The 25,171-nt window shown below is 42.9% G+C and carries 18 protein-coding genes; 10 read left to right on the plus strand and 8 right to left on the minus strand.

The genetic code is table 11. From position 1 onward, the window contains the following. Window positions 1–715: 715 nt before the first annotated feature. The 8 genes from FYJ64_RS10335 to FYJ64_RS10370 form a co-directional block, all read right to left on the minus strand. Window positions 716–3,766 (minus strand): DEAD/DEAH box helicase, encoded by a 3,051-nt coding sequence (locus FYJ64_RS10335; protein WP_154575058.1) that lies wholly within the window; start codon window positions 3,764–3,766, stop codon window positions 716–718. Then, window positions 3,763–4,569, minus strand: a complete 807-nt coding sequence (locus tag FYJ64_RS10340) for a Hachiman antiphage defense system protein HamA (RefSeq protein ID WP_154575059.1) — start codon at window positions 4,567–4,569, stop codon at window positions 3,763–3,765. The genes FYJ64_RS10335 and FYJ64_RS10340 overlap by 4 nt, the downstream gene beginning before the upstream one ends. A 14-nt stretch (window positions 4,570–4,583) precedes the next feature. After that, window positions 4,584–6,071: a hypothetical protein gene (locus tag FYJ64_RS10345; protein WP_154575060.1), complete on the minus strand. Its 1,488-nt coding sequence runs from the start codon at window positions 6,069–6,071 to the stop codon at window positions 4,584–4,586. 3 nt (window positions 6,072–6,074) lie between these two features. Next, window positions 6,075–7,919 (minus strand): DNA-methyltransferase, encoded by a 1,845-nt coding sequence (locus tag FYJ64_RS10350; protein WP_154575061.1) that lies wholly within the window; start codon window positions 7,917–7,919, stop codon window positions 6,075–6,077. Then, a complete protein-coding gene (locus FYJ64_RS10355; RefSeq protein ID WP_009243564.1) occupies window positions 7,919–8,125 on the minus strand; it encodes a hypothetical protein in 207 nt (68 codons plus the stop codon). The genes FYJ64_RS10350 and FYJ64_RS10355 overlap by 1 nt, the downstream gene beginning before the upstream one ends. Further along, window positions 8,125–10,995 carry a DEAD/DEAH box helicase family protein gene (locus FYJ64_RS10360; RefSeq protein WP_154575062.1) on the minus strand — a complete coding sequence of 957 codons (2,871 nt, stop codon included), beginning with the start codon at window positions 10,993–10,995 and terminating at the stop codon, window positions 8,125–8,127. Before FYJ64_RS10360 ends, FYJ64_RS10355 begins: the two co-directional genes overlap by 1 nt. 73 nt (window positions 10,996–11,068) lie before the next feature. Then, window positions 11,069–11,959: a Fic family protein gene (locus FYJ64_RS10365; protein WP_154575063.1), complete on the minus strand. Its 891-nt coding sequence runs from the start codon at window positions 11,957–11,959 to the stop codon at window positions 11,069–11,071. 337 nt (window positions 11,960–12,296) lie between these two features. Continuing rightward, window positions 12,297–13,205 carry an Abi family protein gene (locus FYJ64_RS10370; RefSeq protein ID WP_154575064.1) on the minus strand — a complete coding sequence of 303 codons (909 nt, stop codon included), beginning with the start codon at window positions 13,203–13,205 and terminating at the stop codon, window positions 12,297–12,299. A gap of 705 nt (window positions 13,206–13,910) precedes the next feature. On the opposite strand from FYJ64_RS10370, the gene FYJ64_RS10375 reads away from it, so the two are divergent. The 10 genes from FYJ64_RS10375 to FYJ64_RS10420 all read left to right on the plus strand — a co-directional run bounded on the left by FYJ64_RS10375 (window position 13,911) and on the right by FYJ64_RS10420 (window position 25,166). After that, window positions 13,911–14,327: a hypothetical protein gene (locus tag FYJ64_RS10375; protein WP_154575065.1), complete on the plus strand. Its 417-nt coding sequence runs from the start codon at window positions 13,911–13,913 to the stop codon at window positions 14,325–14,327. Further along, window positions 14,317–14,616, plus strand: a complete 300-nt coding sequence (locus tag FYJ64_RS10380; protein WP_154575066.1) for a hypothetical protein — start codon at window positions 14,317–14,319, stop codon at window positions 14,614–14,616. The genes FYJ64_RS10375 and FYJ64_RS10380 overlap by 11 nt, the downstream gene beginning before the upstream one ends. A gap of 992 nt (window positions 14,617–15,608) precedes the next feature. After that, on the plus strand, window positions 15,609–16,154 hold the full coding sequence (locus FYJ64_RS10385; protein ID WP_154575067.1) for a cysteine hydrolase family protein: 546 nt from the start codon (window positions 15,609–15,611) through the stop codon (window positions 16,152–16,154). A gap of 1,185 nt (window positions 16,155–17,339) precedes the next feature. After that, on the plus strand, window positions 17,340–19,643 hold the full coding sequence (locus tag FYJ64_RS10390; RefSeq protein WP_154575068.1) for a vitamin B12-dependent ribonucleotide reductase: 2,304 nt from the start codon (window positions 17,340–17,342) through the stop codon (window positions 19,641–19,643). A gap of 54 nt (window positions 19,644–19,697) precedes the next feature. Continuing rightward, window positions 19,698–20,465 carry a prepilin peptidase gene (locus tag FYJ64_RS10395; protein WP_154575069.1) on the plus strand — a complete coding sequence of 256 codons (768 nt, stop codon included), beginning with the start codon at window positions 19,698–19,700 and terminating at the stop codon, window positions 20,463–20,465. Window positions 20,466–20,576: 111 nt separating this feature from the next. Then, on the plus strand, window positions 20,577–21,344 hold the full coding sequence (gene truA, locus FYJ64_RS10400; RefSeq protein ID WP_154575070.1) for a tRNA pseudouridine(38-40) synthase TruA: 768 nt from the start codon (window positions 20,577–20,579) through the stop codon (window positions 21,342–21,344). Window positions 21,345–21,443: 99 nt separating this feature from the next. Beyond that, window positions 21,444–21,923 carry a deoxycytidylate deaminase gene (locus tag FYJ64_RS10405; protein WP_154575071.1) on the plus strand — a complete coding sequence of 160 codons (480 nt, stop codon included), beginning with the start codon at window positions 21,444–21,446 and terminating at the stop codon, window positions 21,921–21,923. A gap of 9 nt (window positions 21,924–21,932) precedes the next feature. Next, window positions 21,933–23,045 carry a glycosyltransferase family 4 protein gene (locus tag FYJ64_RS10410; protein ID WP_154575072.1) on the plus strand — a complete coding sequence of 371 codons (1,113 nt, stop codon included), beginning with the start codon at window positions 21,933–21,935 and terminating at the stop codon, window positions 23,043–23,045. 35 nt (window positions 23,046–23,080) lie between these two features. Beyond that, window positions 23,081–24,130: an S-methyl-5-thioribose-1-phosphate isomerase gene (gene mtnA, locus FYJ64_RS10415; RefSeq protein ID WP_154575073.1), complete on the plus strand. Its 1,050-nt coding sequence runs from the start codon at window positions 23,081–23,083 to the stop codon at window positions 24,128–24,130. 112 nt (window positions 24,131–24,242) lie between these two features. Then, complete coding sequence (locus tag FYJ64_RS10420; RefSeq protein WP_154575074.1) at window positions 24,243–25,166, plus strand: DMT family transporter; 924 nt, start codon at window positions 24,243–24,245, stop codon at window positions 25,164–25,166. Window positions 25,167–25,171: the final 5 nt, after the last annotated feature.

A 25,171-nucleotide genomic window follows, 5' to 3' on the forward strand; every position in this document is an offset into this window, starting at 1 on the left:
AATGGTGGTTTCCACCGCCGGAACGGCGGTGCCGTTGAACCGGAATACACGTATTTATGATTTCCACCGGCCGGACTGGTGATTTCCAGTTCACCGGATTTGCGCTTTCAGCGCACCGGAATATTCAACGTGGGTATGGGGACGTAATCCCAATCAAGGTCTGCTACTCGTAAGTAATACAAAATTGTCAAAATGACAATACTGTAATACCCGGGTGGATCTTGCTCTAGTTGTAACATATTAATTTATACAATAATAGGCCCAAATGGGCACTTTCGCCATTTGAGCCTATATATTGTATGTCTTTCAAATGATAGCTTAAAAAGTAGCTGTCTAGACTGTATGTTTTTAACATAGAATTGATTTTATGGAAGACAACATGTATTTATCCATAATGTCATTGCATCATTTTTACTTTCGACACCAGAATCATCAGTCATCATTCAATTCACATAAGCCATTCTATAGCCTAATAAATTATGCTTTCTTTTTCGTTCATGATCATGAGGTTTTTTTCGTTTAAATTGTACGATTATACACTCTTTCGCCGGAAGTTCACTTGTTTTAATACTTAATCTTTTGGAATATCTGATGGACATTGTACCCAAGTGTCATCCTCACCAAATTGACAGATCTGCTATTTCTAATTTCTTGTGTAAAAGAAATATCTATTTTTAATGCACATTCAGCAATCTGTAAATACAGTATGCTACCTTTATTTCATCAACACAGATAATCTATCCTTGAAATATTCCGGATACGAATCAAGACAACTAAAGATTTCTTCACTATGAGCTTTCAACATATTAAGTATCTTGTCCGTTCCAATATTCGCATCAGATAAAATTTGAGCTAATTCTATAGCTAATAGACGATCATTAAAAATACTCTCACAAATAGAAATTGCTGTCATATTTGGAACGCCATATTTTACTTTCTTTTGTAACAATGTCAAGATGTTCCTTTGATCAACTTGCTCCTCATTTTCTCCGTCAACTTCTATCAGATCACAGATATTGCCGATAAGAAAATTCATTTCATATGAGATTCTTTTATTACATAATGATTCTACTTCTGCAATTCCAATAGTTTCTTTGTTGTTAATTTCCGTTGGAGTCTGGCCATCAATCCATTTTTTACAAATGCTTTGTATATGCTCTTGGTATCTAAAGTCTCCACAGATTTGCAGATACAATTCTGCAATAACAGATAACAGTTCTGTTTCTGTATATATCTTCTCTGTAAGTTCATTCTGAACAATCCATTCCTCTATTAGAGAAGACAAACCTATTCCTGACATTGCATTAGAATATCTGCTCAATTTTTCAACAGAATATTGTTGAATATTCTCTTCTATCTTCTGAAAAACTTTAATCAGTAATTCTTTCTCTTTTTCTGTTGCCATAGCATACGCCAATGTATTTGTACAAATATCCACAGCACTTTTCTTACTATCATTGACCAATGTTTCTGCGGAACGTACTAAACACAAATAATTTTCTATGTTTGATATAATATCCTGACGCAATAATATTTCCTGCACAATCAGATTTTGTGTTCTTTTGGGATTGGTTTTTAAGTATGCTTTTTCTAACTTCTTTGCGTAATCAAGCAAGAAATCTCTTTCGTCAAGGTGATCTATCACTCTATCAATAAATTTCTCACCACTTACGGTCACATCATAATCTATGTTAAAATTCTGGACTAACGAAAGAATAGAACTGCCACAAGGTTCTGTCAATTTTGCATCAAATAGCTTCACACAATCATTCCATAAATATCCTCCACCATTTTTCCAGTTGGTACGGTTGTCGTATATTTTGCAATCCGTAATAATAATACTTCCTTCTGTGTATATACCTGCTCGTGCTGTTCTACCCATCAAGTTTTGAAAATCTCGAGCTTTTACTAATTGCAATCCATTTCGAATGCTGGTAACCAATAAATATTTTATCGGAATATTCACACCCTGTGCAAGCGTCGATGTACACACTACGCAAGAAACATATTTATTCTTCAACGCATGTTCAACAACAAGCTTAACTCCATTTTGAAGATTAGATGAATGAGGCAAAACACCCAATTCCGCTGCTTTCGTATAATAGTGCTCTGAACCATAATAGCTTTCTATAAATCCCTTGATTTTGGAAAGTTCTGCTTGATTTGTATTATCTTTTAATGCTTGCAAATCATAGTTTCTCTTATCCAAATTTATAATTCTTTCAAATACCGTTTTCATTGAACGTTGCTGCCCGAGATAGATAGCAACACCGCCGTTATGACACAACTTTATTGCATTATAAATGGCCACATCTGTAGATGATGATAAATCTGGAAAATATTTATTACTTCTTTCTCGGGGTAACTTCTTCAATTGTTCAACTCGAAGGATTCGGGGAATATAATAATCTTCATTTGATTTATCATCAGAAAAGAAATGAATATCCCTTTGTGTCGATGAAAATCCTATTGATTTAGGTGTAGATACAATACTATCATCTGTCGCCAAACAACCTCTATCCTCAAACAACCACTGTGCAATATCCCCTGAATTTGGCAATACCGCAGATAGCAAAACAAACTGCCGTTCGCTCGTTATGTTCTGACGTATATGTGTTACTAATAACTCATATGTTGCACCTCTACCTCCATCATCAAACATATGACCTTCATCAAACACAAATAAATCTATAGCACTTAAGAAAAACGGATCATGATGCAATACATAACTCAGTTTCTCTGGCGTACATATCAGTATCTGCCGTTTAATATCTTCAGAAAACAAATTCCAAAAATCATTTTGAAGTACATCAGAAAACTGATTTATCGTGACATCATTTCCAAAAGCTTTGTACATATCCATTGTTATTTCGTTGCACAATGCTCTTAATGGTGCCACTATAATAGCAATATTCGCTCGTTCAGATAAAAAAGCTGCTCTAATAATTAGTTCAATACTTCTTGTCTTGCCTACCCCTGTCGGAAGTTGAACAATAGAGCTTTCTCCACGCAACAATCCCTTTTCGGCTATTAATCTTTGTGCTGGCCATAACATCTTTATTGACATCTTACTTTGTAGATATGGCTCCCATTCTTCATCCGGGATACCTGAACTACTCGGCAAAAGACTCCATGACGAATTTTCGCACGCCACAATAATAACTGCCACTAATATATCTACATAAAATATACTATCCGGATCTCCATTCTCGTATATTTCATTTCTATATACCCATAAGTTTGACTTTAATGCTTCTAAAGACTTACCCTTTCCAAAGTAATCCAAGAAAAAATTATTTATTCGCTCATAAGTATCTATAACTCTCAAATATGGCAAATACACTCCACCCAGAAGATAATTATAGAGATTCGTCAACAATTTCTGCGGAGATCGCTCCTCATCAATTAAATCAACTACTCTGGCTGTCAACACTTTAGCACTACCAAAATCTTTTCTTAGAAAGTAGGCAGATGCTCCAGATAGCAAAAAATCCCAATCATATTCTGGTCTATCTTTGGACTTAAAAGCTGAATCATAATATTCTGCAGTTGTAATCAAAAGTGACTCCAGCTCTTTTAATTCGTCATGATTATTTTCTATAATGCATTCTGAGTATCGTGACAGCACATAAGTTGTTGGATACGATAATTCATTAGAATTCAACGGAAAATGTGGATACTCCTGCTTTGAAACATCGTATTCTACCATTTTGGCCTTTGCTTTTTGATATTTTAACATTAAGCCTGCATTTTTCCCAAAAATCATTTACAACACCTCTGGTAAATGTTATGAGCCAATTCCATCAACTTTTTACCATGTACATAAAAAATCAGTTCATTTTTTCTAATTTCAAGTTCTTCACCAGAAAAATCTAATTCTATGGCATCATCTGCGTTTTCACGACTACTAACTCCTGCAGCTACATATGTAATACGATAATTATTATCTGGTTTAAATAAGAATCTCTTTACCTCTTCTGCCTCTTCTATTTTGCCCAGTTCTTTTAATCGCTTTCTGCAGTAGTTTACTGATCTTGCTAATCGATGTTCATCTTTTCTGGAATCGATAATTGCATTTTTGATTGGTGTGTACTCCGTATTAGAGAGGGTAGCTTTAACTTCTGCTGCTATCAATTCATCTTTATCATTTGGAGTTTTATCTTCATTTTTGTACTTATATGCAATGACATCAGTTCCTTGTTGTGAATTGTTTTTCCCGGATCTGTTCTTCAATTTATATCTCGGAACAGAATACTGATGAACAAACTCTAATAAATCGGAAATTAAAATTTCTGTTATGTCTGCAGAACGTACCGTAGCTCCCAATTCTTCTCCTTTTTGTGGAATTACATAATCATGCAAATACTGTTCAACAGTCATTGCATTGTCATCTGCGTCTTCTTTAAGTTCAGTATCTTCTATGTAATTTCTTCGAATGTGCAATGCCCAGTCATCAAGAATACTTTCATCATCTTTATAGTCAATTTTATAGCATTTTAGCGGTATGTCATCTTTAATTACAATACCAGTTTCTTCAACTATCCAATCGATGTATTGTGGCTTTTCCATGTAGTATTCCTTTCCTAACTTTTAACCTTTATACAGCCTTCAACAACATCCGGATTATTCTTAGATGTGATTTTATATGGTATCTCATCAATCTCATTTTTCACAAAAAGGATTGTCGGGAAAGCAACAGTTGTATTATGTTTTATATAATCTACTTTAAGCTTTACAATATACTTATCTTCACTTGAATAGAATCCATAACAAAACACATCTTTTATCTCATCAGTGAAATCATCACTATAATCCGGAACATATCCAGGCAAACCATATGAACGTGCTCCATACGAAGTTCTTCCATTTTGCTCTGATTTTGAATATTCAATATATTCAGATGTGCCTTCAATTCCGAACAAAATACTCATATCACAATCTGTAAGCAAATATCCCATCTCTGCATTATTAAACTTAGGGAATTCACCTAATGTAAGCAAGGATTCTTTTGGAACTTCAAACATAATTTCAGCATCTTCGTCAATGGCCTTACCACAATTCTGAATTGCTAATTTAATACAATTCATTCCAGAAAACGCTTTCTCAACCGGAGCCCATTCCAAAGCTTTAGAAATAGTTTCATGCAATCTTTTGATTTTCCAATATTTCTGCTTTTCTTCGGACGTTCCATTCAACTTAGGACCACTGAGTAGATTTGATGTTAAAGTATCTTGGTTTAAATTTCCAAGTTCAAAAAAGGAATCGGACAACTCACACTCCAGCTGTTCAGCCACAGCAGTAATAAACTCTTTCTCATCTTCATCTATGTCAACAGGGCTTGTAAATCCAGCAAAAAAAGTATTAGCTGTAACAGATCTACCACCTACATTCATATCAGAAATCTCCTGATACATATTCTTAATCGAAGTAATGTATTCTTTCATGGTAATCTCTGCATTTAACACGAATGGGCATACCACCGCTTCTTCAGTCAATCTTCCAGTTTCGTCAATACCTAATAACTTTAACTCAGAACGATATTCATTGGCTGTTTCACTTACCCTCTTTTCTGTCAAAAAATGCATGGAAAGATGGGCAAAAAACATCTTTTTAAATTCTTCGTCGGATGAATAAGTGAAATATATTCCTTTGTCTTTATATTTGTCACGGAATGCTTGTATTTTCTCATAGCCGTCACCATTTATTTTTGATGGTGGGATAGGCTTATCCGAAAAATACATAAACACTTGTTTTCCAGATTGAAGCATAATTTCAATTTCTTCTTCTGTTCCAGAACCATACTCATCAGTAGGTGAGCCAAATCTTGTCCAGAAAATCGCAACTGCTGCATCACATTTATTTACAAACTGTTCGTTAAGTAATGCCTGTGGTTTTCCTCCAGACTGAGCATAAGAACTCTTACTCCAATGGCGAGTTTTTATTGTGATTCCTAAAGTTTCAGCATATAATTCATTAAACTCATCTACTGCAGCTTCAATCAATGTAACTTCTTTCTTAATATCACCTGGGCAAGAAATCAAAAGGTTATACAATGTCACATTTTGAGCCATTGATTACACCTCCCAAACAGTTTCATCCCCGCAAATATTACGAATTTTAAGGCGGAGAGGTTTCTTTGTGCTGCGGATGTAACCATCCCAGAACTCCTTGGTTTTATTGCCGTCTACGATAACATAGCCATTTTTATCAATCTGGATTTCACTATCAGAATGCCACTCACCACCGGTCGCAGTGCAATCCAAGCTAAGGAATTCAATAAGTTCCAAGCCTTCTTCACTGATTTCAATCTGTTTATACGGTTTCTTCGCAGAAGAATTAAGGAATGCTTTCTGATTGAATTCTGCAATTTTAGACAACACACGATCACTCATAAATTTATCAATAGCAACAGCATATCTGCCTGCACTTTCTTCTGCATGGAATTCTGCATAATCACTAATGACAACATCATCAAGAATTGATTTAAGATCACGCAATTCAATTTCTACAGTTGTACTGTCATCTTCTTTGATGAAATTCATAATCTCCACTTCATCAGTAATGTCGATATAGTAAACAATAACCTTTTTAATATCATTATCCAATTCTGGAATCGCCTGATGGATAATACGGTTCATAGTCACTTTATCAAGAAGTTTTGATGCACTATCCATTAAGTTTGGCACGTAAACAGGAATTGTACCAAGCTTGCTGTCAGAAATAGCACCTTCCCAGAAAGAATCAAGGGAATCTTCATTTTTCAAGCCAGGAATCAAAGATTTAATTTTATCCATTGTCTGAACCGGATTACGATAAAGTTGAACGCCATCTTTAATTTCCAGCACATCGAATTCAGCCCCATCTGCGACAAGACGATCACGGGTTGTCTGAATAGAATTCAATCCAATATCACAATGAATAAATTTTCTGCCAAGTTTATTTGCGCAAACTGCAGTTGTTCCGCTGCCTCCAAAAAAGTCTGCAACTATTAAATTTATATCCGAAGAAGCTTGAATTGCCCTTTCAATCAATGCCTCTGGTTTTTGCGTAGCATATCCAACCGGTTCTTCTTTATCTGCAGGTTGAAGCATAGACATTCTCCAGACATCATCAATAGTCTTTTCTGATGATTCCTGGTAAATTACTCTACCATTTTCATCTTTTGCATTCACAAGCTTTTGAGTTTCAGAATCCCAAACCCTTTTAATTTGTTTAATAGTTTCATCTCTCTTTTCCTTAATGGGCGAGAAACTGTATATATCGCTTTTTGTATACAGAAAAATTACATCATGATTAGATGCAAATCTGTTTACATTCCCCTGCATTTTGTTGTAGTAATGCCAAACAATTTCATTCAGAAAATGTGATTCTCCAAATACTTCATCCAATAAGATTTTTACATAATGACCTATATGCCAATCAAGATGAACATAAATAGATGCCGTTTCGCTCATTATAGACTTAATCGCCATAAGATTTTCGTACATCCAGTTCAAATATTTTTCTTTATCCCATACATCACCGTACATCTTTTCTTCAAAAGCTTTCAATTCATCAACATCCAACTCTTGTTCAGCCTGTGCAATAGCTTCTGCTACTTTCGGATTTCGACGAATATATACTTTCTTTGCATAGTCAGCACCACTGGCAAATGGTGGGTCAATGTAAACAAGATCAACCTGAATACCCTGCTCCTTCAGATAAGCGCAAGCAGAAACACATTCTCCACGAATAACCATATTGCCGTCAGCGTTTTCGCCCAGGGTTTCCTGTTTTTCCATTTCATACAAAGGCATACCACGCTGTAATGTCATAGAAACATCGTCAGCGCCTCTATATCTCAATATTCTATTAAAATTTCCAAGCACAGCTTGTCCTTCCACCGGCTCCGGTATAAACGGTACATATTTAATTGGCATTATTTGATTCCTCCATTTTTCATATAACTTACAAATTGTTCAAAAGAAATTGCCATACTATATGATGTTATAAATTCTTGTGCCAATTTTGCTTTTTGTATGTCATCCAACTCGTCTAATGCCTTAATAAAATCAAGCAATTTATTTTTTGCATTAGTATATTTATCATCAAACTCTATGCCTACAGTAGGTCTAATTCCATTCATTACGCTTTCTCCTTAAAAAACTCACAGATTTTTTGATGTGTCTGTGTCAATCTATCTTTCTCTGGCATCGTATCTTCCAAATACAGGTAATCAAAACGTTCATAACCATACGCAGCATTATTCTGTTTTGAAAACTCTGTTTCCATAAAATTCTTCTTATCTTTAAAGACTGGATCTTTGGCATAAATCTGCCCCTTGGTTTCCACTACAATAACCTTATGGATAACGCCATCTTTTCGTTTAATGATAAGGAAGTCCGGTGTGTAAATACCAATGTAATTCCATTTTCCACTGGTTTTCTTATAGCACTTGATCTTAAACTCCGTCATAGCACGATCGCCATTGTAATACACCTCCAGACCTAATTCTTCGATAATATCGAAGGACAGTACTTCTCTTAAAAATGTTTGTTCAAAACCACTGTCTGTATGATATGGCAAGTAGTGGAACGAACGATTCTTATTTGGGTGAGATGATACACGCTGTTGCAATTCCAAAACGATTCTATCGTTTCCAGTTTCTATAGCGAGATCAATTAACTGCTGTGTCTTTTTATCAACTTTCAATTTTCCCTTATCGTCAGCCATTATGTTTTCAACAACATTCTGTCTTGGATAGTAGTCATCCAGATTATCTGCATATATCTCAGAAGTAAAATTCGCAATGTTCAACAAATTAGCTTCTTCTGGTATCAGTTCTTCTATTGTATTGAAATCCGTTTTGTCACAAAAAGCTTTGCGAATATTGGCTTCTATCAACTTTTTATTGTACTTCGAACTGAAATATCGTGAGCCACCTTTTTCGTATGTGATTTTTTCATATACTACTTTTAACTGCTCTGTATATGCATTTAATTCTGCCATGGAAAGTGTTCCAAATCCACTTCTCATAATGCCATAAATCCAAGAATTAAAGGTTGCATATTCTGTACCATATTCAGCATCATCCGCCTGGATACTGATATTATTTACATTCATAGAAAGATCTGTTGTTTTGATAATATTACCTGCAATTTGCGCTGAATCAACAGATTTTTCAATAGAAACTTCAGGATTTGCCTTTTCCACAGTAAGTGTATCATAGCTGATTTTCAGCTGATAAAACTCTACTTTAGGCAACTTTAAATAAGCCGTACGATTATAACGTTTCAAAGTAGTCTTACTGTTGTCTGCAGAAGAAAATTCTTTAAGCGAAATATGGTGCTGCCGCTCAAGCTGCATATTTAATTTTTCGGCATTGCTTTCATTCAAATATATCAGCGCCGTTTCCTGACCGTTTTTAATCACCTGACGCAAGCATTGACAAGATGTCTGTAATACCATATTGGTTGGGCAGTCTCCTTCTTGAGAAAGAATAATACCTGTAAGACTTCGACAGTCCCAACCTTCTTTACCAATCTGCACAAGCAAAACAATACGAATTTTAGAAATAGATTTATCCAAGATATCAAACTGCATCTGACTATCAGCCGACATCTTATACTGTTTATTTCCTTTGTGGAATTTAAGTATAACATCAGTACCAAGGCCATATTCAACTACAATACGGGATACCTGTGGATATACTGTTTCTTCTAATTTTTCGATAGTACCGCAATAAATACCCAATTTAGCTGTTAAACCATCTGCATAAACAGTGTCTTTATAAGTATCAAGAAATTCTCTGACACCCTTTTCAATAATAAGGCTGCTATCTGCAATATCTGCAATTTTTACAACTGGACGTTTTAAGAAATTTCCTACACCGTCTATAAGTGGATAGTAATACACAATATTTGTGATTTCAGCTGTACCAATGGACAATGAATCTACAACTTTTATTTTTTCAACTTTGTCTAAATATGGAGTACCAGAAAAACCAATTACAGAATTGACTGTATGATTCTGCGCCCATCTTGTAACTACAGCACGAAGCTTAATTTCATCACTTACTGCATGATGAACTTCATCAATAAAGATAGACAATGATGGTAACTTACCAATTAAATTACGAAGTTCATTTGCCTGTCGGTCTTTATCGTCCTCGCTTTCTTCAAACATATTTATCTGTCCCTGTTTTTCCTGAATACGGTCAAGAATTACTTTTTCCGCATTAGTAACAGCAACAAGACCAAACAACTCAGAAAGCGGCTGATGATTAGCGATTTTCTGAACATTTGGATTTTTTATCTTATTTGATTTTTTTGCAGTTTTGCTTTGATCCAACACTTCAAAAGAAATCATCCTCTTGATGTCTGTTGCTGCCGGCTCCGGAAGAATCCATGATGGATTAAAGTTTTGTATTGTTTTAAGACTTGGAACCACTGATGATTTCAAACCTGATGGTGCAAATATGATAAAGTTATGTGCAAATGCTGGATTTGTTGGCTCGTTATAAGCAAAATATAAATCCAAGTAAATAAATGCCGCCATCAAATACGTTTTACCAGCACCCATAGGAAGGCTAAACAGATAATCCGTATAGGAAACACCATAAAACGCATTACGAAAGAATTCATTATAATCAATTCCCGCTGGCTCTTTCTTTATCTGTTTTTCCAGTTTTTCAGATACCTGTTCATCTTTATCATTTGTCAAACATGCATATTCAAACAATGCCGCAGCCGCTGGATTCTGAAACAAATATTCACGAGTGGATTTTGACAATTCTATCTCATTCAAATCAATAGAATTAAAGAATCCCTGTCTAAACAGCTGTGTCAACGGCTTACATTCACAGGCAATTTTGAGAAACAGATATACCTTAATAGCCTCAATCTGAGCATCACGCATCTGCCCTGCTTTCTCTATATACTCAATTATGCTTTTAACCGTACACCGTTCTGATTCATACCATTGTGTACACTTATTTTCTATCATTTTATAGAACATGTATTTACTCCCGTCTTTAAAATGTATATCATTATTTTTTCTCAAAGCGCAAATTTTTCACTTTGAATCACGTTTAATATGCAATTCTAAAATAATCCAAATATGCCTTATACTTATCCTGTGCGGTCAAACAGGTATCTGTCAAATAACCTTTCTCATTGTTCCACTCTTTCAGTCCACGGTAATAGAACATCTTCAGATTATCCTCAATGATAAACGGAACGATATTATATTTCAGACATTCCTTAAACATAATTAATCTGCCCACACGACCGTTGCCGTCCTGGAATGGATGGATCCGCTCAAACTTCACATGGAAGTCCAGAATATCCGCAAAGGTTTTTTCTTCTTTGGCGTTGTATTCCGTCAGCAAGGCCTTCATTTTATCGGCAACTTCTTCTGGAAGGGCTGTATTCCTGCCACCGACTTCATTCGGAAGTTTCTTATAATTACCAACAGCAAACCAATCTTTTCTAGAATCGCTGGTGCCATTCTTCAAAACCAAATGAAGTTCTTTGATGAATTTCTCCGTCAAAGCTGCTTTTGCATGATCAATAATCATGTCAATGCACCGGAAGTGATTTGCCGTTTCGATCACATCATCCACATTCAGCACTTCTTTTTCTACGCCAATAGTATTGGTTTCAAAAATATATCTAGTTTGATCGTGTGTCAGGCGGCTTCCCTCCATATGGTTAGAGTTATAGGTCAAATCAATCTGTGTCTTATGATAAATCCCACCGGAATATTTACTTGCCTTCTGCTCTTTCAGAATATCCAACAGAGTAATCGGCTCTTCTTTTCTTTTGTTGGTGCGCTCCGGTTTTTCTGCATTTTCTGGAATGTTCCATGTCTTACCAGTGAGAAATGCACCGTTCACACGCCCTTGGGCACAGTAATTTCTAACACTGCGCTCTGACATATTCCATTTTTTTGCTATATCAGCAACTAAAAGGTATCTCATCTACAATCCTCCATCACAAATCATAACCCATATCCAAAACGTACCGATCTATTAATTAGTATATCACACCATCGGCAAAAACGCTATTCCTTTTGCCCACCGCACTATTTTTTAGCCGATATAACAATTATATCATCTAATAAGTTTCACTTTCATTTTCGCACATGATCATGAGGCTTTTTACGTTCAAATTGTGCAATCATATGTAAAAGGTGGATGTTCTTCATCAAAATAAAAATGGCGAAGTGCTTATCGTAACACTCCGCTGGAAGCCTAACCGGTTTGAGCCAGATGCTTGGTTAGGTCTGCTTTATTATTTTATGCACTTCCACTGCATTTATACACTTAAATGTTCTTTCCAATCCGCAGGAAGATTCATTGCTGCGAGACTGACCACACCATTATTAGTTTGAATCAACTTATCGAAAGCATTTACAAATACTGTCCACTCCTCATCAAATGAACGCAGGTACTTCATCGCCAGTAAGATTTGATACAAGCCATTATGCGCTGGTGTTGGCATAATTTTATCTACATCAAGAATCTCCGGTGTCGTATGAATTGTACGATTATAAATTCTGGAATTATGAGCACACATATTACGCAATACTGAAACACCCTGTATCCATGAAGCAAGCATTTTCTGTGATGGTTTTACCAAATTTCCTTTTTTCGATCTATACTGATAATTCGACGCCAAGATAGAGTATGAACTTCCGGTACCTGTTTTCAAATTCTTAATTATCTTCGATAATGTACCGAACGAAAGGACTTCAACGGCTGCCCATACAGGTACTTCTCCATCATGATTGTCAAAATTATGTTTGATAAACACATCATTAGAGCGAGCAATTTCTGACGCTACAGTAGCCATATTCTGCCAATACCGTTTTTTCTCTTTAAAAATCGATGAATCTTGCAAAACAAGTGGTTCTCCGTGTATAAGCAATGCTTCCACCAATCGCACTCTCAAAGCAACCTCAATCTTAGAAATCATTGAAAAAACCAAAGCAGATAATTCCTGATCAAATTGATACAATTTTATAATATCTTCAAACTTTGTTCCCGGAACATACTTCTTTGCAGCATTATCATATAATTGAAACGAATAACCTCTCAAACGATAAAATCCAATTGACTTCAATGCCTTCTCTACATCTTCTTGAGATGTAATCTTCATTCCTGCATCCACATAAGATTGCACCTGCTGTTCTATTGTTAATATTTGTTTTGGATATTGATACATAAAACACCCCATAAATAAGAAAGTCCCACCGGGTTGCGCATGAAAAATCAGAGGCGTGGTGGGTTCTGTTAATGTTATTATACAGCTTTCAATGCCACTGTCAAGATTGTTTTTGTAAAAAAATCAGCAGTCTATTTGTTTCTTGAAGTTATGCTCTCATTCATAAATTCCTATTTTTCAAAACATATCTCTTGTAGTTACCATATGTTTTAAATACCAATCCGATCTTCCAAAGGTGTAAATAAGGTGTAAATTCTACGTTGCCGTCTAAGAAACCTAATAAACTCAAGGCTTTTGCTCCGTCCCTTAAACACTTCCGTGGCAAATAAACAAAATGTTAAGCATTGATTTACGTTACCTCCAATTGACGTGCTTTGTGACGGCCCAGGAAACGACCCCGGAACAGAGAGAACACCTCAGAATACGTCAAGATATATCAGGTCACAACAGACCTAATGTGAGATGAAGTCCTGACATTTATTTTTTGATACTCCAATTTGGTGTGATATACTTATTATATCGAACAGGAATAAAAAATCCAAAAAAGTTTTCAAAATGATGTCACATTTTTGCGGTTTCCGAGGTTTATATATATGGAAACGTAAAAGGATGGAAAACTAATAAATACAATATTTATCCTGAATTATCAGATGCGTACCCAAGGACAGAGTTGGTAAAACTAACAGAACTAGGGGGAGATGTCTTATGAAATTTTTAACAAAAAAATGGAACATACCTCCAGGGAAAGAGAGAACTGCAATTGTGGCAACCCTTGCGGCGCTCGTGGTAGCTCCTGCCTTATGGGTTTTGTCAAATTGGATACTTTCTGATGATTGGTTTTCAGATGCGTGGACTATGATACCAATCTTCTTGGCGATGCAGTATGTCTTTATAGGTTTCTGCAAATGCACTACGCCACTTACGTTCCGTGCACATATGATAGTACGATGGGTGGTTTGTGTGGCTCTTTGCGGAAAAGTGATCACCTCAATTGTTCTGGTACTTACGCAGGGCTTTGAACCAGGTTTACTGGTATATGAAATGATTCTGGCGTTGGTAGGGATACAGTTTTTAAGGAATGGTTATTATAAGCCAGATGATGAAATCTATAATGAAGAATAATGGTAATCTGGCCCCAACGGAAAAGTATAGATACGCCCTAATCACACTTCTTCTGGTACTGGCATTTTTTCTTGCGGCATGTCAAAAAACTGCCTGGTATAAAGAGACGCTAGATTGCGAGGTGTTAGCGAAGTATGATGAATCCACGCAGACTATCGCTTTTATTGATACAGGAATAAGCAAGGAATTAGAAGAGGATTTCAACATAATTGATAAGTACCGATGTGGAAATAACGTGGTCAGAAAAGGAATGTCAAACCGAGTAATGTACAGAAAAGAGGGGAAATGATGTGGAAAGCTTAGTAAATCGAGAATTCGGTTACTGTTTGAGTAAATGAATTTTAGAAATTCGTTTTTTATTGAAAGGGAAATATTAGGAGCAGCATCATGGAAAGGAAACGTTATTCAATATATTTATTTATATCAGTGCTTCCGGCTTTGGCCAGTGCACAGGCGGCATATCGGACTGATGAGAATCTTCCGTATGTTACCAATTTCTTATTATTACTGGTTGTCAGCTTTGCAGCACTTACAATATGGGATTATTTCCGAAAGAAATCGGTTAGGCGAGACGTAGTAGTGTATCTCTTGAAGTGGACAGTTCCTTTTTTGTGGGGAGTGGCATTTTCTAAATTGTTCTATACGTTAGGAGCATCAGAGCCGGGGATAAGCCTTTCGGCAAGGGGATTGTTATATGCAGGTGCTGTATACTACTCGCTGTTCTTGTCAATTTTCTATGTATCTCAGAGAAAACGTACATGATGGCACATACCTGGTAAATTGACAAAGCATAAAGGTATGGAATTGAAAATAGCAGATTACTACACAGCCTCACGTTCATGACGGCGTGGGGCTTTTTCTTTGTTCGGAACAAAAGTAAATAGTGTCTGCTCATTAAGTTCCCGTCGGAATTAATGGGCGCTGACGGCAGTTTGTCAGCAGCGCCGCGGCGCACCATCCAATGGAAGGGTGCGCCGGCAGACACTACTTGATGCTTGTGCTCAGGGATTCGGCCGTTTCCGAATCCCACTGCCGCAAGGTTTTCGGATGAAACGTCTGAAAACCCTGCAGCGGGCTACCGAATATGTTCTTTGTATTATTGATATTTCAAGCATATTCGATAGCTGAGCACGTATTAAATACGCAATCAGGCATCAAAGGCTTCCGCAGGGCAGGCGAAGTCTGTTCTGTATATTTTTCCTTGACGAGAGCCACAAATAAGTTTACACTGAAAAGTAACTGTAAAGACATATGTCTTGTTAAATAAATGGAGGTTTGGAAATGGAACGTAAATATGCAGTACTTGTGGTGGATATGCTGAATGATTTTGTAACTGGAGCATTGAAATGTGACCGTGGTCTGGCAATCGTGCCGAAGACGGCTGAGCTTCTCAAAGGCTGCCGGGAAAAGGGAATCCCTGTGGTCTTTTGCAATGATGCGCATCTGAAAGGCATTGATCACGAACTGAAGCTGTGGGGCGACCATGCTATTGCAGGCACCAGGGGTGCAGAGGTTATTCCGGAACTGGAATTGTCAGATAAGGACTATGTGGTGCCAAAGCGGCGTTACAGCGGATTTTTCCACACAGATCTGGATCTTCTGCTGAAGGAACTGGGAGTAGACACTGTTGTCATGACGGGTCTCCACGCGCACATGTGTGTTCGCCATACATCCGCAGATGCATACCAGCTGGGCTACGATATTGTAGTTCCTAAGGATGCTACAGATTCCTTCACAGAGGAAGATTACAACATGGGAATCAGATATCTGAAAGAAGTTTACGGAGCGGAAATTACGGACGTAGACAGTTTCCTGGCTAGTCTGTAAAAGAAACGGCTGCATACCGACTATCTGAGGCATCGCAACAGCGGTGCTTTTTTTGCTGTTATGTCCGCACTGCTGAGGAATTTGCAGATTCGCGGAGGGAGATAGCAAAATGCGGACAAAGAATGATTTTTTTAGTATACAGACGCCGGAAATGAGTATACAAAAAGCAAAGGAAAGGTAATTGACATGCCATATAATTTATGCGATAAAATGATACAAGAACCCATAGTATTCCACGTAATCTATTTAATTAATGCGTGCTCAGCTATCGAATATGCTTGAAATATCAATAATATGAAGAGCATATTCGATAGCCTGCCGCAAGGTTTTCAAGCGTTTCATCCGAAAACCTTGCGGCGGTGGGATTCGGAAACGGCCGAATCCCTGAGCACAAGCATCAATTCATTATAAAAGGCGGAAAGCTTGTAACTCCGTTGAAAATCGATATTTCCACCGGAGATCAGGTTACGCCAAGAGAAACCGAATTCCATTTATGAAGCGGATATCGATACGCAAGTCTTCCATAATGCGTTTCTTCAAACTTGCAATAGGCGTGGACGAAATATTTACATGAACAAAATGAAGAAATACTGTCCGCCATTGAATCCGATGAGCAACTTCGGAAGCTTTGGGATTCTTATCGCAGAAAATTTTCTTACGCCTCCGAGATAACCTATCAAGATACGATAGACAACATAAAGATATTAATAGCATTGATCAGGTAACGGCAATATCTGCTATTTATGATCGGGCGGAGGCGTTAAGCTGTATTCTGCGCATTATAATTTCCATTATTTTCTACTGTTAATCCACTACATATAGTGCTATAATAGGTGATGCAACGCACATGATGTGCTGTTCGCAAAACAATCTGAATTTAATCAGTGCCTGCTCATCAAGTTCCCGTCGGACTTAATGGGTGCTGACGGCAGTTCACGGCAGTGCTGCGGTGCGCCGTCCGATGGCAGTCTGCGGCGCGTCAACTACCGGCGCACGCTCGCCGCCTTTGTTGAAGTTGTCGGGGCCTGCGGCTCGCTGTGTATCAGTGGCACCCGCTTGCCGGTCGCGGGCTCATCCGTCGTGTGACAATCGCTCGCCCAGCGCCCGCCAACAGTCGGAAGGACTCGCTCGACGACCGAGGTGGGCAGGAACTGTAATAATGGAAATGGAAAAGGAGTTGGAATCATGGCAATATCGGATATTAGTGAAAATGCTTTGAAAGTCCTGGAGAAACGGTACCAGGGGAAGGATGAGGAAGGAAATGTGGTGGAGTCTGTAGAGCAGATGTTCCGCCGGGTTTCGGACACCATCGCCAGAGTCGATGCTAATTTTGACAATACGGTGGACACAGGGAAAGTGTCCGATGAGTTTTTTGAACTGATGACCAGCCTGCGGTTTATGCCGAATTCTCCGACGCTGATGAATGCCGGACGGACGCTGGGACAGCTGTCCGCATGTTTTGTGCTGCCGGTCGGAGACAGCATGGAGGAGATTTTCGATTCCGTGAAGAATGCGGCGCTGATCCATAAATCCGGAGGAGGGACGGGATTCTCGTTCTCCCGCCTGCGTCAGAGCGGTGCGTCTGTAAAATCCACCGGTGGAGTTGCCAGCGGTCCGGTGAGCTTCATGAAGGTCTTTAATGCGGCTACAGAAGCGGTCAAGCAGGGCGGGACCCGGAGAGGCGCCAACATGGGTATTCTGCGCGTGGATCATCCGGACATTCTGGAGTTCATCGACTGCAAGGCCAATAACAGCGATATCACCAATTTCAACATCAGCATCGGGATTACCGAGAAATTCATGCAGGCGGTAGAGGAGCAGACTGATTATGACCTGATTGATCCCAAGTCCGGAACTGCGGTCGGTCACCTGAGCGCCGTCAAGGTTTTCGAGCTCATTGTGGATCATGCGTGGAAAAACGGGGAGCCGGGAATCATCTTCCTGGATCGTCTGAATCGGGACAATGTTGTGCCGTCTCAGGGAGAGATCGAGAGTACAAATCCATGCGGGGAACAGCCGCTGCTGCCCTATGAGAGCTGCAACCTCGGATCAATCAATCTGACGAAAATGCTTCGCCGGACTCTGACAGGATACGAGTTTGATTTCCCGCTGATTGAGCAGACCGTTAACGAGGCGGTGCATTTCCTGGATAACGTAATCGAAGCCAACAACTATCCGCTGGACATCATCGCGGAAACCACCCGGGCCACCCGTAAAATCGGACTGGGAGTCATGGGCTGGGCTGACGCGCTCCTGATGCTGGAAATTCCGTACAATTCTGAGGAGGCGATTCGTCTGGCGGATAAAGTCATGGGCTTCATCAATAACACCGGGCACGCGGCCAGCGCGAGACTGGCGGAAAAACGAGGGAGTTTCCCTTTGTTTTCCGTCAGCACCCTCAGAGAGGGTCCCGCAATGCGGAACGCAACTGTCACTACCATCGCGCCCACCGGAACGATTTCCATGATCGCGGGGTGTTCCTCCGGCGTAGAGCCGGTGTTCGCCTATGCTTTTGTGCGCAACATCATGGACGGAACGGAGATGGTAGAGGTGAATCCGATCCTCATGCATAAGCTGGAAACCCTGGGCCTTGATAAGGACAGGGCACTCCTGAAACGGATCGCCGGAGAAGGGACCATCGCGCATATCGAGGAGATTCCGCAGGAAATCCGGGATGTGTTCGTCTGCGCTCATGATATCAAGCCGGTGGATCACATCAGGATGCAGGCGGCGTTCCAGAACCATACAGACAATGCGGTTTCCAAGACCGTCAATTTCCCGAAGGAGGCCACGCGCGGCGATGTGCGGGAGGCGTATCTGCTGGCCTATGAAGAGGGCTGCAAGGGAGTGACGATCTATCGCGACGGGAGCCGCGAGGAGCAGGTGCTGAACATCGGCGCGGTGAACCACGGGAACAAAACCTCTGCCCCCGAGACGCCTGCGGCACCTCTGCATGTGGAGCCCCGTCCCCGTCCGGAAATCACCAGAGGCTTTACGGAAAAGGTCAGGATCGGGTGCGGAAACCTGTATATTACAACCAATTACGATGAAAACGGAATCTGTGAGGTGTTCACCAGCACCGGAAAAGCCGGCGGCTGTCCCAGCCAGAGCGAGGCCACGGCCCGTCTGGTTTCCGTTGCGCTGCGGAGCGGCATCTCCATCGAGGAGGTTTACGATCAGCTGAAGGGAATCCGGTGCCCATCGACTATCCGCCAGCAGGGGATGAGTTGTACATCCTGCCCAGACGCCATCGCCAAGGTAATCATGAAGGTGTCCAAGGCCATCGAGGAAGAGCAGAAAAACGGTATTACGGCATCGCTGGCACAGGAACGGGAGATGCTGAAAAGCAAACCGCTTCCCAAGCCCGGAACGGTGAATATCCCGGCCAACTCGGCGGAGATCCACGTCTGTCCGGAGTGCGGCGGACCGGTGGAGCATGAGGGCGGCTGCGTGATCTGTCGGAACTGCGGCTTCAGCAAGTGCGGCTGAAGCCGTGTCCATACGCCCGTTGCATCGGGAACAGTCTGACGAAAGGAGCCTGACTTGGAGCAGCTGACACCCTATCTGATAACTGTCATAAAATGTCTGGCGGCCATTCTCGCAGCGATTTTTCTGGGGAATGGCGCTGTCTATTTCTTTAACAAAATGCCGGCCCGGTGGTTCTGCGACTATGGCGAGGCTCCGCCCAATGAAGCATCGAAGAAAACACCGAATGGATCGCCGGAGGGAACATCGAAGGACCCGACGGGTTCCGGCAGGCGCCGGATTCGGAGCCATCCCTGGAAAATCGTTTTCACGATGCTTTTTGTCGTGCTGGGGATATGGCTTGTCATCGATGACTGGCGTTTCGCCGTTGCCGCACTGTGCAGCGCCTGGCTGCTGATTGAAATGGCAATCGGAGACGTCCTCTATCGGATTGTGCCGGATCAGCTGATTCTGCTGCTGGGCGTCACCGCGGTGGGTTATCTCCCTTACTATGATAACTGGCAGTTCTGCGTTTTCGGCGGGCTGGCCGGTTTCGGGCTTATGGGTTTTGTGGCACTGCTGGGAAGGCTTATTTATCGCCGGGACACGGTGGGCGGCGGAGATATCAAACTTTTCGCGGCACTCGGTTTTGTTACGGGCGCCTACGGCATTGTTGCGATCTTTGTGGTAAGCACACTGCTCAGCGCGGTGCATTTTCTGTTTCTCATGGCACAAAAAAAGGTACGGCGCGGCGAAAGCCGCCCGATGGTTCCGTACATTGCTGTTGCGGCGATCGCGTACCTTGCGTTTTTCTGGGGAATCCCCGAAATGATGTTCAGTCTGTAGAGCGGCGGAGCTCCGGATGCAGAAGTGATGACACTTCGGCTGCAGAAAATTGTGGATTCAGATGGCAATGTTTGCTATAATGAATAATACAGTACGTCCGGAAGGAAGACCATGGAACGGAATATTCTGCTGACAATCGAATACGACGGAACCGGATTTTCCGGCTGGCAGAGACAGCCGGACAGGAGAACCGTACAGGGAACGCTGGAGGAGGCGCTCTCCAGAGTCTGCGCTATACCCGTTCAGGTGGACGGCACCAGCAGGACAGACGCCGGCGTTCACGCGCTGGGGCAGAGGGCGAGCTTTCACGGGGATTTCGGAATCCCCGTGGAACGCATTCCGCTGGCGGTAAACAATCTGGTTTCAGAAGCAGGGAAAGACGGTGATATGAGGATCCGGAAGGCACAGCTTGTGCCGGAGGGGTTTCATGCCCGTTATGACTCGAAGGGAAAGAAGTACCGTTATCGGATTCACAATGGGGAAGAGATGCCGGTATTTTTGCGTAATTACCGTTATCATGTGCGCGGCGCACTGGATGCGGCCGCGATGTGCCGCGCTGCGGAGCATATTACAGGCACTCATGATTTTGCCTGCTTCCAGGCGGCGGGAGGAACTCCCCGGAAGACGACGGTGCGGACGATCCGTCAGCTTACGGTCAATGAAAGCGCCGTGGACGGCGGCAGGCTCATTGATATCGATGTTGCCGGAGACGGATTTCTGTATAACATGGTCCGGATCATAGCCGGGACGCTGGTAGAGGCGGGGCAGGGAAAAATCCCGCCGGAGGCGGTTCCCGGTATTATCGCGTCACGGGATCGGCGAAGGGCCGGGCATACGGCACCTCCGCAGGGACTGTATCTGACAGAGGTGTATTACTGATTACTGAAGGGACGGAACGGCCCGATGAACAGCCGGAACGGATGAAGGGACGGCCGGCTCGCAGAACGATCGAAACGAATAGAATAAAGGAACGGACATATGGAACATTATGAAGACAACAGGCCATCATGGGATGAATATTTCATGTCCATGGCGGAGCTGACCGCGAAGCGCTCGACCTGTCTGAGACGGCATGTGGGCGCTGTGATCGTCAAGGATCGACATATCATTGCCACAGGCTATAACGGCGCACCGAGAGGCGTGGCGCACTGTGCGGAGAAGGGAGGCTGCCTGCGGGAGGAACTGGGAGTTCCGTCCGGAGAGCGTCACGAGCTCTGCAGGGCGCTTCACGCGGAGCAGAACGCGATTATTCAGGCGGCAACGCTGGGACAGAGCATTGAGGACGGCGCAATCTACATCACCCATCAGCCCTGCGCCATCTGCGCCAAGATGATTATCAACGCGGGAATCAAGCGCATCGTCGTCCGGGAGGGATATCCGGATAACCTTGCCGTCGATATTCTGGATGAAGCCGGCCTGAAGGTCATAACGATGGGAAAAGAAACGACGGAAAAATAGAGGAAACCAATGGAAGTAAGCAGGACAGTTGTCTTTGGCTCCTTCGTGCTGGCATTTGTGATCGCGCTGGCGGCTACGCCTCTGGCGATCCGGATCGCCCCGAAGATAGGAGCCATGGACATTCCAAAGGACAGCAGAAGAATGCATGATCACGCGATGCCCAGGTTCGGCGGGATGGCCATATTTCTGGGCACCATGATTTCGATGATTTTCTTTCTGCACGATAAGCCGAAAATGCTGCCGGTGCTGATCGGCGGAACACTGATTTATCTGCTGGGAGTCGTGGATGATCTCCGGGATCTGGACGCCCGGGTCAAATTCGGCGGACAGACCGCCATCGCAATACTCATGTATGTGATGGGACTGAAGATCGAATTTATCAGCAATTATATCGCGGGAGAGGGACTGTGGCGTTTCGGAACGATTGTATGCTTCATCGTCACCGTGCTATGGATCGTTGGAATTACCAATACCATCAACCTGATCGACGGGCTGGACGGACTGGCGGCCGGTGTGACTGCCATCGCGTCCCTGGCAATTGCGTATGTCGCATACATTCACGGCAACCAGTTCGGATTTCTGATCGTCTGCGCCGCGATGATGGCGGTGGCAGGCGGCTGTATAGGATTTCTGCCGTATAATTTCTATCCCGCCAGAATTTTTATGGGGGACAGCGGTTCACTGTTTCTCGGATTTATGATCGCTGTGCTGTCTGTGGTGGGGCCGCTGAAGCGGTCCACGATGGTGGCGGTGGTGATCCCGGTTCTGGTGCTTGGCATTCCGATATTTGATACGTTCTTTGCGATTTTCCGCAGGGTGATTAACCGGAGACCGATTATGCAGGCGGACAAAGGCCATCTCCATCATCATCTGATCGCGTCCGGCTACGGACAGCGCAGAGCGGTTCTGATGCTGTACGGGATAAGCGCCATCATGGGAATGGCCGCTGTCCTGATCAGCCGGGACCTGTACAAGGATTCCTTTGTCCTGATCGGCATCGCATGTATCTATCTGTATGTATTCCTGACCGATCCGAATCATAAGATGCCGCAGATTAAGGCGGTCAACATCGAGAAAGAGGAGAAGGAGGAACAGAAAGCAAGAAAAAATGGAAAAATATAACGAATCTGTTGATGATTTTTTGAGGTGAGGGGAAAATGAATTTATCAGAAATCGTACCAGTAAAATTTACCGGTGACAAGATGCTTGTGCTGGACCAGACGAAGCTGCCGGGAGAGCAGAAGTATCTTGAGATGACGACGAAGGAGGATGTCTTTGTCGCCATCAAGAAGATGAAGGTCAGAGGGGCCCCGGCCATCGGCGTGGCTGCAGGATACGGACTCTACATTTCGCTGAGAGATTATGACGGGACGAATCTGAACGAGTTCAGAGAGAAAGCGCACGAGGTCGCCGATTATCTGGTCAACGCGCGCCCCACCGCCGTGAACCTTTCCTGGGCGCTCAAGAGGATGCTTGCCCGGCTGGATGATTTCCACGGATCGGTGTCCGGTGCGAAAAAGCTTTTGTTCGAGGAGGCGGATCGCATCCGGAAGGAGGACGAGCAGTCGTGCCGAAAGATGGGAGAGTACGGACTGACCCTCCTGAAGCCGGGGATGGGGATCCTGACACACTGCAACGCGGGTACGCTGGCGACCGCTAAATACGGAACCAGCCTGGCGCCGCTGTATCTGGGGCAGGAGAAGAACTACCGGTTCCGCGTGTTCGCAGACGAGACGAGGCCTGCTCTGCAGGGAGCGCGACTGACTGCATGGGAGCTGAGCAAGGCAGGCATTGATGTGACGCTGATCTGCGATGATATGGCCTCCATTGTCATGAAGAACGGATGGATCGATGCGGTTCTCGTGGGGTGTGACCGGATGGCTGCCAACGGAGACGGAGCGAACAAAATCGGGACCTCCGGGGTAGCGATTCTGGCGAAGGAATACGGGATTCCGTTCTATATGTTTGTGCCGACGTCCACCATCGACTACGATACGCCGAAGGGCGACGACATCGAGATTGAGCTGAGGGACGGCCGGGAGATCTGTGAGATGTGGTACAAAACAAGAATGGCGCCGGTCGGTATCAAGACATACAACCCGTCCTTCGATGTCACCAGTGCAGAGTACATTACAGCCGTTGTTACGGAGAAAGGAATCGTGTACCCGCCTTACGAGGAGAACCTGCAGAAGCTGCGGGAGAAATAACCGACAAAGACAGATACGGAGAGGACCCGCAGAGACTGTGGGGGAATGACAGACAAAGACAAATACGGAGAGGCTCTGCAGAAATTGCAGGGAAATAATAGACAAAAATAAAATGGAGAGGAAAAAAAGTTTTTTAGAAAAGTATGTAAAGATTATCGTGGTGCTGGCGGTGGTCGCGGGATCCTCGTCGGGGATCTTCGGCGCTGCGATTTCAGCACCGTCCATGGCTATCGGGTTCTGGAGGCTGACGCTGGGCATGCCGTTTTTTGCTGTTCCGGTGCTGCTGCACCAGAGGGAACAGCTGAAGGCCATTGAGAAGAAGGATCTGCTCTGGACCTTCGCTGCGGGGGCGTTTCTGTTCGGCCATTTTTTCAGCTGGTTCACTGCCGTCAAGCTGACGAATATCGCCAGCGGCGTTGTTCTGGCGGCGCTTCACCCGCTTGTGGTGCTGGTGGTGACGGTTTTCGTGTTCCACCGCCATGTGGGACGGCGGCCCGTGATGGGAATCGTTCTGGCGCTGCTGGGCGGCGTTCTGGTGGCAGGGCTTGACAAGAGCCAGCTGTCCTCGGGAAATTTCAAAGGGGACGTTCTGGCTTTCATGGCCGCGATGTTCATGGGCTTTTATTTTGTGATAGGCAATGAGGTGCGCAGGAGAGTGGCGGGACCGCCGTATGTGTTCCTGTGCTTCCTGTCCTGCTGGATCTGTTTCTGCATCGGCATGGTGGTGACAAAGACTCCGGCACTGGGCTATTCCGCGCACGATTATGTGCTGCTGGTCGGACTGACGCTGGTCTGCCAGATCGGCGCCCATGCGGTGTTCAACCTTTGTTTCGGTTATGTGGATTCCCTGTATGTTTCCGCCTGGGAATCCGGAGAATCGGTGTTCGCCATCATTCTGAGCCTGATCTTTCTTCATCAGATTCCGACCTCCTGGGAGGTGCTGGGGGCTGCAGTCGTGGTCATCGGCCTGCTGTACTACAATTACTGTACAGGTCTGGAGGAGAAGGCCAGGGCGGAGATACGCGGGAACAAATGAGGTAG

The sequence above is a fragment of the Hornefia butyriciproducens genome, assembly GCF_009695915.1.
Classification (GTDB): domain Bacteria; phylum Bacillota; class Clostridia; order Peptostreptococcales; family Anaerovoracaceae; genus Aminicella; species Aminicella butyriciproducens.